Annotated in this window: 12 protein-coding genes; 5 read left to right on the top strand and 7 right to left on the bottom strand. The window is 64.9% G+C overall.

Going from position 1 to position 13,207, the window contains the following annotated elements; translation table 11 throughout:
- The first annotated feature begins 86 nt into the window (after positions 1-86).
- Positions 87-680 (top strand): DUF1036 domain-containing protein, encoded by a 594-nt coding sequence (locus C7G41_RS07735; protein WP_106941978.1) that lies wholly within the window; start codon positions 87-89, stop codon positions 678-680.
- A complete protein-coding gene (gene pyk / locus C7G41_RS07730) occupies positions 677-2,113 on the top strand; it encodes a pyruvate kinase (RefSeq protein WP_106941977.1) in 1,437 nt (478 codons plus the stop codon). Before C7G41_RS07735 ends, pyk begins: the two co-directional genes overlap by 4 nt.
- A gap of 152 nt (positions 2,114-2,265) precedes the next feature.
- On the opposite strand, the gene C7G41_RS07725 is transcribed toward pyk, so the two are convergent.
- Entirely contained in the window at positions 2,266-2,946 is a 681-nt protein-coding gene (locus C7G41_RS07725; protein ID WP_106941976.1) for a TetR/AcrR family transcriptional regulator, read from the bottom strand.
- Positions 2,947-3,215: 269 nt separating this feature from the next.
- Between C7G41_RS07725 and C7G41_RS07720 the strand changes: the two genes are divergently transcribed.
- Complete coding sequence (locus C7G41_RS07720; RefSeq protein ID WP_106941975.1) at positions 3,216-4,199, top strand: phosphatase PAP2 family protein; 984 nt, start codon at positions 3,216-3,218, stop codon at positions 4,197-4,199.
- Between the two features lie 236 nt (positions 4,200-4,435).
- Here C7G41_RS07720 and C7G41_RS07715 read toward each other — a convergent pair whose 3' ends face one another.
- Complete coding sequence (locus C7G41_RS07715) at positions 4,436-4,600, bottom strand: Flp family type IVb pilin (RefSeq protein ID WP_106941974.1); 165 nt, start codon at positions 4,598-4,600, stop codon at positions 4,436-4,438.
- A gap of 299 nt (positions 4,601-4,899) precedes the next feature.
- Here C7G41_RS07715 and C7G41_RS07710 point away from each other — a divergent pair, with 299 nt between their 5' ends.
- Positions 4,900-6,381 carry a hypothetical protein gene (locus C7G41_RS07710; protein WP_106941973.1) on the top strand — a complete coding sequence of 494 codons (1,482 nt, stop codon included), beginning with the start codon at positions 4,900-4,902 and terminating at the stop codon, positions 6,379-6,381.
- A gap of 236 nt (positions 6,382-6,617) precedes the next feature.
- Complete coding sequence (locus C7G41_RS07705) at positions 6,618-6,896, top strand: hypothetical protein (protein WP_146159753.1); 279 nt, start codon at positions 6,618-6,620, stop codon at positions 6,894-6,896.
- 55 nt (positions 6,897-6,951) lie between these two features.
- On the opposite strand, the gene C7G41_RS07700 is transcribed toward C7G41_RS07705, so the two are convergent.
- From C7G41_RS07700 to ybgF, 5 genes are all read right to left on the bottom strand, one after another.
- Positions 6,952-8,166 (bottom strand): ABC transporter substrate-binding protein, encoded by a 1,215-nt coding sequence (locus tag C7G41_RS07700; protein WP_106941971.1) that lies wholly within the window; start codon positions 8,164-8,166, stop codon positions 6,952-6,954.
- Between the two features lie 133 nt (positions 8,167-8,299).
- Complete coding sequence (locus C7G41_RS07695; RefSeq protein ID WP_106941970.1) at positions 8,300-8,719, bottom strand: DUF3052 family protein; 420 nt, start codon at positions 8,717-8,719, stop codon at positions 8,300-8,302.
- A 13-nt stretch (positions 8,720-8,732) separates the two neighbouring features.
- A complete protein-coding gene (gene ftsH / locus C7G41_RS07690) occupies positions 8,733-10,655 on the bottom strand; it encodes an ATP-dependent zinc metalloprotease FtsH (RefSeq protein ID WP_007596301.1) in 1,923 nt (640 codons plus the stop codon).
- 266 nt (positions 10,656-10,921) lie between these two features.
- On the bottom strand, positions 10,922-11,974 hold the full coding sequence (gene tilS / locus C7G41_RS07685; RefSeq protein ID WP_106941969.1) for a tRNA lysidine(34) synthetase TilS: 1,053 nt from the start codon (positions 11,972-11,974) through the stop codon (positions 10,922-10,924).
- Positions 11,975-12,050: 76 nt separating this feature from the next.
- On the bottom strand, positions 12,051-13,109 hold the full coding sequence (gene ybgF, locus C7G41_RS07680) for a tol-pal system protein YbgF (RefSeq protein WP_199198242.1): 1,059 nt from the start codon (positions 13,107-13,109) through the stop codon (positions 12,051-12,053).
- Positions 13,110-13,207: the final 98 nt, after the last annotated feature.

Here is a 13,207-nt window from a genome sequence, read left to right as displayed (position 1 = left end):
GCGGCGCAAACGGGCGCGAAGCCGGCTTCGGGCAGTTCCCGGGGCCTACGCCAAATCGTCAATGATCTGATATAGCTTCCGCGACAATGATCGCCGAATCTCCCCGCTCCCCCTTTCGCCTGCTCGCCCGGTTGGTCCCGGTGCTGGTGGTTGGCTTGCTATGCTTCTGGGCCAACCCGGCTTCGGCCGATTTCCGGCTTTGCAACAATACATCGAGCCGGGTCGGCATCGCGCTCGGCTACAAGGATGCCGAGGGCTGGACCACCGAGGGTTGGTGGAACATCTCCTCCCGTTCCTGCGAGACCCTGCTGCGGGGAACGTTGGTGGCCCGCTTCTATTACATTTACGCCATCGACTATGACCGCGGCGGCGAATGGTCGGGCCAGGCCTTCATGTGCTCGCGCGACAAGGAGTTCACCATCCGCGGCACCGAGGACTGCCTCGCGCGCGGCTATGACCGGACCGGCTATTTCGAGGTCGATACCGGCGAGCAGCGGGCCTGGACGGTGCAGCTCACCGATGCCAACGAACAGCCGTCAAAACAGCAGCGCGTGCCCGGTCTCCCCGGCCCGGTTGGCCCGGGGGTTCCCGGTTTGCCCAATGGCCCGCCCGGTGGTACGCCCCCCGCCGCGCCTGGCCTCCCGCCAGCTCCCTCGCCCCCGTCTGGAAATAAGCCATGAGGCGTCTTCGCCGTATCAAGATTCTCGCGACCCTGGGACCCGCCTCTTCGGACCTCGCGATGATCCGCCGCCTGTTCGAGGCCGGCGCCGACCTATTCCGCATCAACATGAGCCACACCTCGCACGACAAGATGCGGGAGCTGGTGGCAACGATCCGCAACGTCGAGAGCAGCTACGGAAGGCCGATTGGCATTCTGGTCGACCTCCAGGGACCAAAGCTTCGGCTCGGCGCCTTCGCCGAAGGCGCGGTCCAGCTCCAGAACGGCCAGACCTTCACGCTGGATTCCGACAAGACGCCGGGCGACTCCACCCGCGTCCAGCTTCCGCATCCGGAGATCCTGGCGGCGCTGCGGCCGGGCCATTCGCTGCTGCTCGACGACGGCAAGGTGCGGCTGATCGCGGAGGAGACCTCGAAAGATCACGCGGTGACGCGCGTCGTGGTCGGCGGACGGATGTCCGACCGCAAGGGCGTCAGCCTGCCCGACACCGATCTGCCGGTCTCGGCGATGACGCCGAAAGACCGCGCCGATCTCGAAGCGGCGCTGGTCACCGGCGTCGACTGGATCGCGCTGTCCTTCGTGCAGCGCGCCGACGACGTGAACGAGGCCAAGAAGTTGATCCGCGGCCGCGCCGCGGTGATGGCGAAGATCGAGAAGCCGCAGGCGATCGATCGCCTCGCCGACATCATCGACGCCTCCGACGCCCTGATGGTGGCGCGCGGCGACCTCGGCGTCGAGCTGCCGCTGGAACGCGTGCCGAGCCTGCAGAAGCAGATGACGCGCATGGCGCGGCGCGCCGGCAAGCCGGTGGTGATCGCAACCCAGATGCTGGAATCGATGATCCAGTCGCCGGTGCCGACCCGCGCCGAAGTCTCCGACGTCGCCACCGCCGTCTACGAAGGCGCCGACGCCATCATGCTGTCGGCGGAATCGGCGGCCGGCAAATTCCCGGTCGAGGCCGTCGCGACCATGAACCGCATCGGCGAGGAGGTCGAGCGCGACCCGATCTATCGCTCCGTCATCACCGCACAGCGCCCCGCCCCGGAAGCCACCGCCGGCGATGCCATCGCGGACGCCGCGCGGCAGATCGCCGAGACGCTCGACCTACCGGCCCTGATCTGCTGGACCAGCTCGGGATCGACCGCCGTGCGCGTGGCGCGCGAGCGGCCGAAGCCACCGATCGTCGCGATCACACCGAACGTCGCGGCGGGACGCCGGCTGTCGGTGGTCTGGGGCATACATTGCGTGGTGGCGGAAGATGCGCGCGACCAGGACGACATGGTGAGCCGCGCCGGCCAGATCGCGTTCCGGGACGGCTTCGTCCGGGCCGGCCAACGCGTGATCATCGTCGCCGGCGTGCCGCTCGGCATCCCCGGCACCACCAACATGGTGCGCATCGCCTCGGTCGGCCCCGAGGGCGAAGCGAATATCTAGGTTCGCCAGGCACGCGGCAAACAAAAAATGTCGAAAACAACCCCATGCACAGTAGCCGGCGGGACCGGCGAATGTGCTGGGGTTTTTCGCAAAGGCGAGCTCTGGCAATGGCCTGGGCGCGATCAGGTCCGCCGGCCGATCAGGCTGACGTTTTAGGCCCCAACCAGCGCTTTCGCTGCCGGCAGCAGCGTCTGCTGTACGACGAGACCCCTGGCGCGGGCGTCCATGACGCCGACGGCGCGGAGCGCCAGCAGCGTCACGGTCTGCACGGCATCGCGCATCCTGGCGGGATCGTCGAGATTGTCCGGCGCGAGTGGTCCGACCAGGGCTTCATGCAGCGCGCCGAGCAGCGCGGTGGCGGCAAGAGCGGTGTCCTGCACCGGCAGGTGGCCGGCGCGCACGGCGGCGTCGATCCGCGAGGCCATCTCGCCCGCGATCTCGCGCCGGCTGGCGAGGCGTGAAGCGCTGACATCGACATCGACCGGCTCGGCCAAGATGCCCCAGGCCAGTCTGCGCTGTGACAGGGTATGCACCGCCACGGTGGTCACCGCCGCCGCCAGCGCCGAGGACGGCCCCGGCGCGGCATCGGCTGCTCGCCGGATCGCCGTGAGTTCGTCGCGGGAGACTTCGGCAATCAATTCGGAGATCAAATCGGCCTTGGAGGGGAAGTAGCGGTAGACCGTACCCGCCGCGACGCTGGCGCGAACCGCGACCGGCGCAATCTGCACCGCCGCCATCCCGCCTTCCGCCGCCGCCTCCCGCGCCGCCGCCAGTATCGCACTGCGCCGGGCCGCAAGGCGCTTCACCACTTGATGCGTTCGCCGATAAACCATGGCGCGCTTCCTGTCCCACACGCCGGCCGCACGCCCTGCGGCCGAACGCTTCGTCGCTGATGTCGCAAATCGCCCCGCAAGGACTGAACAACTATTCAGAGTGGATGACAAGGTGCAAATGCATGAAGCGTCACGCCAAAAAAAGCGTGAGCTCAAACAGCTAAAAACCTCGCGAACTGCTTTGGTGAAGGGGTAACCACGATCGTTACCGCCATCTTAAACCTGCTCCGCGACTGTGCTGCGGTATTGCGATCCCACCTCGGTGCAGCATGGTCGACACGGACGCCCGGACCGCCTGGCAGCTCTTCCACCTGAACTGGCTTCCCATCGCAGCCATGGGCAGCCTGCTGGCGCTGGGCCTCCCCTTCACCGGCCTGAGTCTCGAACCGGTCGCCTATGGCGTGACGCTGGCAGTCGCTGCACTCTTGCTCGCGCTCGCCTATGGCCACCGCATCGTCAAAGGGGAGCTTGCCGACCCGAAGCTGCTGTTTTCGCTCGGCACGATCGGACAGATCATTCTCACGTGCGCCATCGTCGGACCGCTCAGCTATGTCGCGGCCAAGCTGAACTGGCCGTTGCAGGACCAAGCGCTGCTTGCGATCGACCGTGCCCTCGGCCTCGATCCCGAACCGATTGCGCGATACGTCAACGACCATCCCTGGCTCGCGGACTGTCTGGCTCGCGGATACGGGCTGATCAAATTGCCGCTGCTCGGCATCCCCGTCGTGCTGGCACTGACGGCGCACTATATGCGGCTGCAATTGTTCATGCTCGCGATGAGCCTCGCGCTCGCGGTCACCATCGCGATCTCCGCCGTCGTGCCTGCGATCGGTACATATTGGGGGCTGCAGCTGTCCGCCGCGCATTTTCCCGAAATCAACACCGCGATCTATGCCGGGCAGCTGCGCGACATCCTCGCGCTTCGCGACGGTAGCCTGCACGAGCTCCGGCTGTTCTTCCTCGCCGGCATCGTCTCGTTTCCGAGCTTCCACGCCGCATCCGCCGTGCTCTACATGTGGGCGCTGTGGCCGGTGCGCGGCCTCGGCGGCATCGCGGCCGCGCTCAATTTGCTGATGATCGCGGCGACACCGGTGATCGGCGCGCATTACGTCATCGACGTCGCCGGCGGCATCGCAGTCGCCGCAGCGGCGATCTGGGCGGCGAAATTCTATCTCGAATCGCACCGCCGCGCGCAGCAAACGTCTGCCGCGCCTGCTACGTCGGCGGTCTGGCAACCCGGCCTTGCGGAATGACGGGCGGCAAGTTGCCCTAGGGTCCGCGCGTAGCGCTGTCCCCACCAGCAACTTTCAATGTTCAATGTTCTCGACGGTGTGAGCGCTTTCGCCTGCGCTCCTGGAGTTGCGGCAGACGCTTTACCGCCCCACAAACTTGCTACAGCTTCACGACCTTCCAGATCCGGAAATCGTCGTGCAAAAGCAAAGAGCCCCGTCAAGGACGGGGCTCTTTTAAATTCGTGATCCGTCCGGCCTTACTTGAGGCTGGTCGAGATCGAGGTGAACTTGGCGTTCAACGTGGTGCCCAGGTTATTGACGACAGTGATGATCGCCAGCGCGATACCGGCGGCAATCAGACCGTATTCAATGGCGGTGGCGCCGGATTCATCCTTCGCGAAACGCGCAACGAGGTTCTTCATAAAGAGCTCCAAATGAGTACACGAGGCTACAACTGATCTGGTCTTTTTGGCTTCCCAGCGCCGCTTGACCATGGAATCGAACGTAGTGGCAAAGAATTGCGCCGCAGTTAATTCGACTGCGGAAACACAGAGCGGTTTGCGTGTATTCGCCGATGGTAAACCGAAATCTAAAACAACCCGTTAAATTGTCGAGACATCAAGCCGGCCCGGCAATGCCGGTTTACCCGAAGTTATGACCACCCGTGGTCCAATGCCGTCCGCTCGGCAACCCGACAAAAACAACAGGACGACGAGGCGGCATGTCCCTTTCCTTTGCCAACAGCATCGTGGTGCAGAGGCGTGCGCGAGCCCTGGTGCCGCTGTGCGTCGGTGCGGGCGCCTATCTCTTCTTCGTGCATGTCGGCAACACGCTGCTTCAGGACTCCGACTCGTTCTGGCAGATCAAGATCGGACAATGGATCCTCGATCACGGCGCTATGCCGTACACGGACATCTATTCCTTCACGCGGACGGGCGCGCCGTGGATTTCAACGTCGTGGCTGTCGCAGGTGCTGTTCGCTCTCTCCTATGCGCAATGGGACTGGGCCGGCCCGGTGATCCTCACCGCGCTTGCGGTCGCATTGTCGGCGGCGATCCTGGTCGACCTGCTCGAGGCCCATCTGGAAATTCCGCGTGCAGTCCTGTTCGCGATGTTCGCGATCTTGCTGTCGCTGCACCACATTCTGGCGCGACCGCACATCCTGGCGCTGCCCGTGATGATCGCGTGGGTCGGCATGTTGATGGCCGCAGCCGACCGCAAGGGCGCCCCGTCATGGTACTGGCTGCCGCTGATGTCCCTGTGGTCGAACCTGCATGGCGGCTTCGTGCTGGGCCTGGCGCTGATCGGCCCTATGTCGTTTGTGGCGCTCTGGGGCATGGAGTCCGGCAAGCAGGTCCGGCTGCTGTCTCGCTGGTTCCTGTTCGGTATTGCGGCACTCGCTGCAAGCTGCGTCACGCCCTATGGCTGGCGCACATTGCTCGGCGCGATCAACATCCTCAATCTCGGCGAGTTGCTGACGATCATCTCCGAATGGTCGCCCGCGAGCTTCGCGTCCTTCAACGCATTCGAAGGCGCGCTGTTCGGCCTGATCGCAATCGGGCTGTATCGCGGCCTGACGCTCTCACCACCGCGTATTCTTCTGATCCTGCTTCTGACCTGGATGGCGCTCACCCACGTCAGGAGCATCGAGGCCTTTGCCTTCCTGGTGCCGCTGGTGCTGGCCAAGCCCCTCGGCGAACGGTCTGTGCTGCCGGGGCCTGGCATGCAAGGCAGCGCGAGTTGGGCTGCCCGCTACGTCACCGCGACCGGCGCGCTGATGATCGTGGCCGCCGGCTGGACCTCGACCTCGCTCTACATGTCGCATCACCGCTTCACCTTCACGATGGATCAGACACCGGTTGCCGCCGTCGATCTGCTCGAGAAACGAAAAGCCCAGCGCATCTTCAACGCCTACCAGTTCGGCGGCTATCTGATCTCGCGCGACATCCCTGTCTTCATCGACGGCCGCGCCGAGCTCTACGGCGAAACCTTCGCCATGGACGTCTTCAAGGCCGTAGAGCTCAAGAAGCTCGACAGTCTGACGCGGCTCCTCGAGGCGTACAAGATCGACGCCACGCTCATGGTCGCGGATGCGCCGGCCGCCCAGGTGCTGGACCATATCAAGGGCTGGAAGCGGCTCTATGCCGACAACATCGCCGTGATCCATGTGCGGGACGATGCGGCTGCAACGCCGTCAAAGTGAGGACGGAGCTCCAGGGCGTGCGGCATGAATGAGATGTCGCTTCCAAATGTGAAGCAGACTTGAGCAGCCGCTACGGCGATTTCGCCGTTTGACCCGAACCAGTCCTCAAGTGGCAATGTCAATTGTTGGTATTCGACTTATGCGCCCGCAGTCAGGATAGCAGCGAGGACAAAGGGCTCGCGCGGTTTCGCTTGAGTTTGAACCATCTGCCGCGTGTCAACGACCAAGAGCCAATCATGTTCGACGTTCTGATGAACCTCTTGGTTATTCTCTCTTTCGGCTTTCCCGCCGTGCCATGGTTGTTTGGTGCGCGATGGGGAGCGAGAGGAGTTTGGCTCAGTACGGGATTTGCCGTCGTCATCCCACTATGTGTCTGCCCAACATTGTTTTGGGTTGCATGCGGTGCCTGTGGGCAGGGCGCGATAGCCATCTTTGTGCTGGGCCCGATTTGGTTTGCTTCGGCATTGCTTACGGTCGCTTCGGCGGTGTTCTCTCACTACAAATTCGCACGCTAATTTCCGCAAGACCGCGAAGGCGCTGGGGATCAAAAAGCCGATCCCTCATCAATCATCAATTGCCCGTCTGCAGTTCGCCGAAGCGCTCCCAGCTCCTGCCATTGAAGCGCATGAACTGCATCTGGTCGACCGGGACATGGTCGGTCGTGCCGGTATTGACCTTGATGCCGGGCAGCAGCATCGGCAATTCGAGATCGCGGATCGCGAAAGCCTGCTTCAGGATGTTCTCGGTCGACAGATCGTCGCCGCAGGCTTTCAGCACCGCCTCCAGCGCCATCGCGCTGTTATAGGCGTTGACGTAATTGGTGTCGTGCTGGTCGGCCTCCGGCAAATATTTGGTCATGAACTCGCGCCAGCCCTTGACGCCGGAATCGTCCTTCCAGGCGGGATCGTCGGGGTCCTTTACGTAAGCGGTGGAGAGAATGCCGATGCCGGCTTCCAGTCCTGCTGGCTCCATCACCGTCGAGACCCACACCGCAACGTTGGAGAGGAAAGTCATCGGCCGCCAGCCGATCTCGAAGGATTTGCGGATCGCCTGTGCCGCGAATTTCGGCGTCGCCGCGATCACGAAGACATCGGCGCCCGACGCCTTGAGCTTCACGATCTGGGAATCGATGGTTGGGTCCTGGATCTCGTAGGTCGCGCCGGTGACGACGCTATCGTATTTCTCGCCGAGCACGTCCTTCAGCCCGGCGAGATAGTCGCGGCCGTAATCGTCGTTCTGCGAGATCACGGCGAACTTCGCGTTCGGATTCTTCGCCAGCGCATAGCGCGCATAGAGCCGCGCCTCGTAGCGGAACGGCGCCTGCACGCCCATCGTCGCCTGTGGATATTGCGCGACATCGGCGAATTTCGAGGCACCGGAGCCGATGAAGAGCTGCGGCACGTTCTTGGACTGGAGGTATTTCGCGATCGCCGTGTTGTGGGCGGTGCCGATCGAGGAGAAGATCAGCGCGACTTCGTCGCTCTCCACCAGCCTGCGCGTCTGCTCGACCGATTTCGGCGGCGCATAGCTGTCGTCGAGCGAGATCAGATTGATCTTGCGGCCGTTGATGCCGCCCTTCTCGTTCAGCATCTTGAAGTAGCCGACCTCGCCCTTGCCGAGCGCACCGAAGGCCGACACGGGCCCGCTGTAGGGCATGGTCTGGCCAATCCTGATCTCGGTCGCAGTAACGCCGCGCATTTCGGCGGCGGCGGATGGAGCGGTCAGGAACGAAAATGTCAGGAGCGAAACGGCGCCAAGCGCGCCCAATGCCGCCGTCAAGCGCATCGACTTCCCCTCCCTCTTTGTTGTCGTGCCGCGCGCCTTAAAGGGCGCGACCGTGCCGTTGTCCGGCTGGACGGGAGGATGACATGGCGCCGTGGCGAGCGCCAACCGCAATTATGATGGTCCGGCCTTGCGGCTATTTCGCGAGCTTGCCCCGCTCCTTCACGGGGATCACGAGCTTGAGGCCTGACCAGACATCGTCGACCGCGCAGACCTTGATATCGACGAGGCCATTGGCGAGCGCGGTCGCGCGCACCACGGTTTCCGTCACGTCCGTTGCGACACCCGAAGCCTTCTTCGGCCACGACGCCCAGATCATTCCATCAGGTGCGATAGCCTTACGGTAGCTCCGCAGCCTGGCGGCGAGGGCTTTGGCCTCGGTCGCGAACAGATGCACGAGGTCGAGCGGCGCCTTGGCCACGCGCATAATCCGCACACCGTCGGGCAGGTCGCCGACGATGTCGCCATAACCGACGGAGAGACCGTCCACAAAAATACAAAAGCCCGGCTTGATGCCGAGCTTTTGCACTAGCGGTTTGCCGGAATAGCCGGCCATGGCGCGAAAGGCTTTACGCCTGCGGCTGCGGCTCCAGGCCGGGATCCGGATCGGGTCGCGGGCGCGACTTGCCGGCCGGCGGCACGGCCGAGGCGCGCGGGGTGGTCGGTTCGAGCACCGATTCGCGGTTCGGCTTCTTGCCCTTGAGCAGGTCGATGATCTCGTCGCCGGAGAGCGTCTCGAATTCGAGCAGGCCCTTGGCGAGAGCTTCGAGATCGGCGCGCTTCTCGGTGAGAATACGCGTCGCCTCGTTGTAGCCTTCTTCGACGAAGCGCCGGATCTCGGTATCGATCTTCTGAACCGTCGCTTCCGATGCGTTCTGGGTGCGCGACACCGACATGCCGAGGAAAACCTCGTCCTGGTTCTCGCCATAGGACACGGTGCCGAGCGCCTCGGACAGGCCCCAGCGCGTCACCATCATGCGCGCCAGACGCGTCGCCTGCTCGATGTCGGACGACGCACCCGAAGTCACCTTCTCGCGGCCGAAGATCAGCTCTTCGGCGACGCGGCCACCCATCATGATGGCTAGGCGCGATGTCATCTGCTCCAGCGACATCGACAGCTTGTCACGCTCGGGCAGCTGCATGACCATACCCAGCGCACGACCGCGCGGAATGATGGTCGCCTTGTGGATCGGGTCGGTCGCGACGACGTTGAGGCCGACGATGGCGTGGCCGCCCTCGTGATAGGCCGTCAGCAGCTTCTCTTCCTCGGTCATGACGAGCGACTTGCGCTCGGCGCCCATCATCACCTTGTCCTTGGCTTCCTCGAACTCGGCCTGGGTCACCATGCGCTTGTTGCGGCGGGCGGCGGTCAGCGCGGCTTCGTTGACGAGGTTCATCAGGTCGGCGCCGGAGAAACCCGGGGTGCCGCGCGCGATGGTCTTGAGGTTGATATCCGGCGCCAGGGGCACCTTGCGGACGTGGACCTTGAGGATCTGTTCGCGGCCGACGACGTCGGGATTGGGCACCACGACCTGACGGTCGAAGCGACCGGGACGCAGCAGCGCGGGATCGAGCACGTCGGGACGGTTGGTCGCCGCGATCAGGATCACGCCCTCGTTGGCCTCGAAGCCGTCCATCTCGACCAGCAACTGGTTCAGCGTCTGCTCGCGCTCGTCATTGCCGCCGCCGAGGCCAGCGCCACGGTGACGACCGACGGCGTCGATTTCGTCGATGAAGATGATGCAGGGCGCGTTCTTCTTGGCCTGCTCGAACATATCGCGGACGCGGCTGGCGCCGACGCCGACGAACATCTCGACGAAGTCGGAACCCGAAATGGTGAAGAATGGCACGTTGGCTTCACCCGCAACCGCACGCGCGATCAGGGTCTTGCCGGTGCCGGGAGGGCCGACCAGCAGCACACCGCGCGGAATGCGGCCGCCGAGGCGCTGGAATTTGCCGGGGTCGCGCAGGAATTCGACGATCTCCTGCAGATCCTGCTTGGCTTCGTCGACGCCGGCGACGTCCTCGAAGGTGACGCGGCCGTGCGCTTCGGTCAGCATCTTCGCACGCGACTTGCCGAAGCCCATCGCCTTGCCGGCGCCGCCCTGCATCTGCCGCGACAGGAAGATCCAGACGCCGATCAGCGCGATGAAGGGCAGCCAGGAGACAAGCAGCGAAACGAACCACGGCACGTTGTCGCCGGGCGGCTTCGCGGTGATCTGCACCTTGCTGTCATAGAGGCGCTTCACGAGCGTCGGATCGCTCGGCGCATAGGTCTGGAAGCTCGAGCCGTTGGTGAAGGTGCCGTGAATGTCCGGCCCCTGGATCACGACGTCGCGCACATTGCCGCGGTCAACCTCGCTCAAGAGCTGGGAGAAGGCGATGTCCTGCGAGGAGGCGCGCTGACCCGGATTCTGGAAGAGCGTGAACAACGCCAACAGCAGCAGGACAATGATGACCCAGAGGGCGAAATTGCGCAGATTGGCGTTCATCGATCTTCCTTCGTGGTCGCGCGGATCGCGGCCTGAGCCTTGGGCAGTTATTTGGGCAGCGCGAGGAAATCCCCAAGGAATCCTCTCGGTTAGACGGATACAATCTAGGTGTCGCTCCGGTCGCTGCCAAGGGAACGAGATGGGACTATTTAGCCCATCTTAGTCCGATTCCCGCTGAAATAATGGCGCCCGGATCGGGGTTTTTCCTGCCTGGTTAAGGTGTCCTCACGGCGCGGTCGCGAACGAGCCGGTGCCATGATCCGCCCTTATCCCCCCTTGCGCCGGGCCGGCGCCGGACCGACGCGGATACGCGCCCCGGCAAGGCTGATCAAGGCTCCTGCAAGCGTCTGCTTCAGGGCTGGCCGGCCATTTGCGGGGGCGCGGGGATGTGCGGCAATGGCCTGATCGAGTGCGGCCAGGAGGGATTCGACCTTGCCGAGTTCCGCCGGTCCCTCATGCCCGCACGCGTTGATGGCCCGCAGCAAGAGCCGCAGCCGGACCTCCTCCGGCAGGGCGGCAAACGCGGAGGCCTCGAGGCTCCGAACGCCGGCCTGCGGCGCATCGCCGCGATCCCGCAAACGGAGGAAGCGCTCGGCTCCATCGGTCAGCACCTCGACGGCCGCATTGGCGCGCGCCAGCCTTGCCGCGAGCCGAGCCAGGCTGCGGGCATCACCGCCCTCCGCCGCGAGCTGCGGCAGCAGCACACGCAGCCGCGGCCGGGTGAAGGCAGCGTCGTGGTTGGTGGGATCGTCGGCAAAGCTGATCTTCGCCCGCTTCAAGGTCGCGATCAGCTGCGACTTCGGAACATCGAGCAGTGGACGCGCAAGGACGACGCCGTCGCGCTCGGTGAGACGTGCCATCGCCGACAGCCCGGCAAGTCCGCTGCCGCGGACAAGACGCATCAGCAAGGTCTCTGCCTGGTCGTCGCGGGTGTGGGCGGTCAGCACATGGCTCGCACCGGCGACACGCGCGGCCTGCGCGAGCAGGCGGTAGCGGGCTTCGCGCGCGGCGGCCGGCAGTCCCGTTTTCGGCTTTGCCCCGCGCCAGCGCACGGTCCGGTGCGGCAAGCCAAGCCCGGTCGCCAGACGCTTGACCTCGCGCGCCTCGCGCGCCGCCTCCGGCCGCAAGCCGTGGTCGATGGTGACGACGGTGAGACGCGGGCCGCGCGCGAGGCTGCGGTGCCAGCGCGCCGCAAGCCACATCAGCGCAACCGAGTCGGGCCCGCCGGAGACCGCGAGCAACAGTCCCTGCGCGCCTTTCAGGCCTGCGAACAGGCGCTTGGCCTCACGCGCCGAGATCGGTGAATTGTCCTCTGACATGACGCTGCAATCGTCCGCGGATGGACCGACTGTTTAGCGCAGCGCCATCCGTCTTGTCTGGATCAATCGCGGCGGGTCAGCACTTCACCCGCTTCTGCTCGCGGTCGACCGCGGCTTTGACACCGGCAGAAGCGCGCGGATATTTGCGGCCGACCTCGCCGAAGGCGGCACACGCGGCCTCCTTCTCCTTCAGCGCGGCCAGCGACTGGCCGAGCCGCAGCAGGGCATCCGGCGCCTTGGCGGATTTGTCGTATTTGGTGGTGACGGCGAGGAAGGCTTCCGCGGAGTCGCGATATTGCTGGCGCTGGAAAAAGCTCTCGCCGAGCCAGTATTGCGCGTCGCCGAGCAGCGGGTCGCTCGGATATTTCTGCGAGAAATTCTTCATGGTCTGCTCGGCCAGCGCATAGTCCTTGCGCTGCATGTAGCCGATGCCGAGGTCGAATTCGTCGCGCGGCGTTGCCGAAGGCGGAAGGGTCGCAAGGCCCGTGCCGCCTGATGGCGCGGGAGAGCCGGATGGGGCCGGCGGATAGCCGGGCTGCGCAGCCTGAGGCGCGGCCGCTTGCGGATAGCGGGTGCCGCTGTTGGCGAGATCAAGCGGTTCGCCGGCGCCACGGCCGCCGGGCGCACCGCTCGGGGCACCTGCAGGCATCGGTTGCTGCCCGCCGCCGAGCGCACGCGGCGCACCCGGCGCATTCGGACTCTGGTTCGGGTCAAAAGCATCGCCGCGGCGGCGCGTGCCCGGCGCGCCGGGCGCAGGCTGCTCCTGAACGATCGGCGCGGGAGAGGCGATCTGCGGCTGCTCGTAATTCGGCTGGGCCGCTTGCTGGTGCGGCGGCTGCTGGCGATAGGCCGGCGCGGCTTGGGCCGGCGGCATGGCCGCGACATTGGGCTGGACCGGCGCCTGGCCGGGCGCACCTTGCGCGCCGCCCTCGATCGCTCGCAGCCGCTCTTCGAGCTGGCGGTTGCGGTATTGCAGCTCTTCGTTCTGGCCGGTGAGCTGGCGCAGCTGGTTCTCCAGCCGCTCGATCCGCATCTCGGGATCTGCATCGTCCGTCTGTGCGAGGGCGGGAGAGCACAACGAGAGCAGCGCGGCGATCGCCGCGGTGCCGGTGAAGACCTTAAAGCTGGATGACATCTTGCCCTGACGACGAAAGCGAAATGGCCTGCGACCGAACATTCGACGCGCCACACATTGAAGGGGAGTACGCCAAAACTGTGACTGTAACAAAGGGG

Origin of the sequence: Bradyrhizobium sp. MOS002 (assembly GCF_003020115.1) — a bacterium.
Lineage (GTDB): Bacteria > Pseudomonadota > Alphaproteobacteria > Rhizobiales > Xanthobacteraceae > Bradyrhizobium.
This window is presented reverse-complemented; position numbering and strand designations above follow the sequence as displayed.

Coding starts and splice junctions, on each gene's coding strand:
- C7G41_RS07735 (WP_106941978.1), top strand. CDS start 87: ATGATCGCCGAATCTCCCCGCTCCCCCTTTCGCCTGCTCGCCCGGTTG.
- pyk (WP_106941977.1), top strand. CDS start 677: ATGAGGCGTCTTCGCCGTATCAAGATTCTCGCGACCCTGGGACCCGCC.
- C7G41_RS07725 (WP_106941976.1), bottom strand. CDS start 2,946: ATGGTTTATCGGCGAACGCATCAAGTGGTGAAGCGCCTTGCGGCCCGG.
- C7G41_RS07720 (WP_106941975.1), top strand. CDS start 3,216: ATGGTCGACACGGACGCCCGGACCGCCTGGCAGCTCTTCCACCTGAAC.
- C7G41_RS07715 (WP_106941974.1), bottom strand. CDS start 4,600: ATGAAGAACCTCGTTGCGCGTTTCGCGAAGGATGAATCCGGCGCCACC.
- C7G41_RS07710 (WP_106941973.1), top strand. CDS start 4,900: ATGTCCCTTTCCTTTGCCAACAGCATCGTGGTGCAGAGGCGTGCGCGA.
- C7G41_RS07705 (WP_146159753.1), top strand. CDS start 6,618: ATGTTCGACGTTCTGATGAACCTCTTGGTTATTCTCTCTTTCGGCTTT.
- C7G41_RS07700 (WP_106941971.1), bottom strand. CDS start 8,166: ATGCGCTTGACGGCGGCATTGGGCGCGCTTGGCGCCGTTTCGCTCCTG.
- C7G41_RS07695 (WP_106941970.1), bottom strand. CDS start 8,719: ATGGCCGGCTATTCCGGCAAACCGCTAGTGCAAAAGCTCGGCATCAAG.
- ftsH (WP_007596301.1), bottom strand. CDS start 10,655: ATGAACGCCAATCTGCGCAATTTCGCCCTCTGGGTCATCATTGTCCTG.
- tilS (WP_106941969.1), bottom strand. CDS start 11,974: ATGTCAGAGGACAATTCACCGATCTCGGCGCGTGAGGCCAAGCGCCTG.
- ybgF (WP_199198242.1), bottom strand. CDS start 13,109: ATGTCATCCAGCTTTAAGGTCTTCACCGGCACCGCGGCGATCGCCGCG.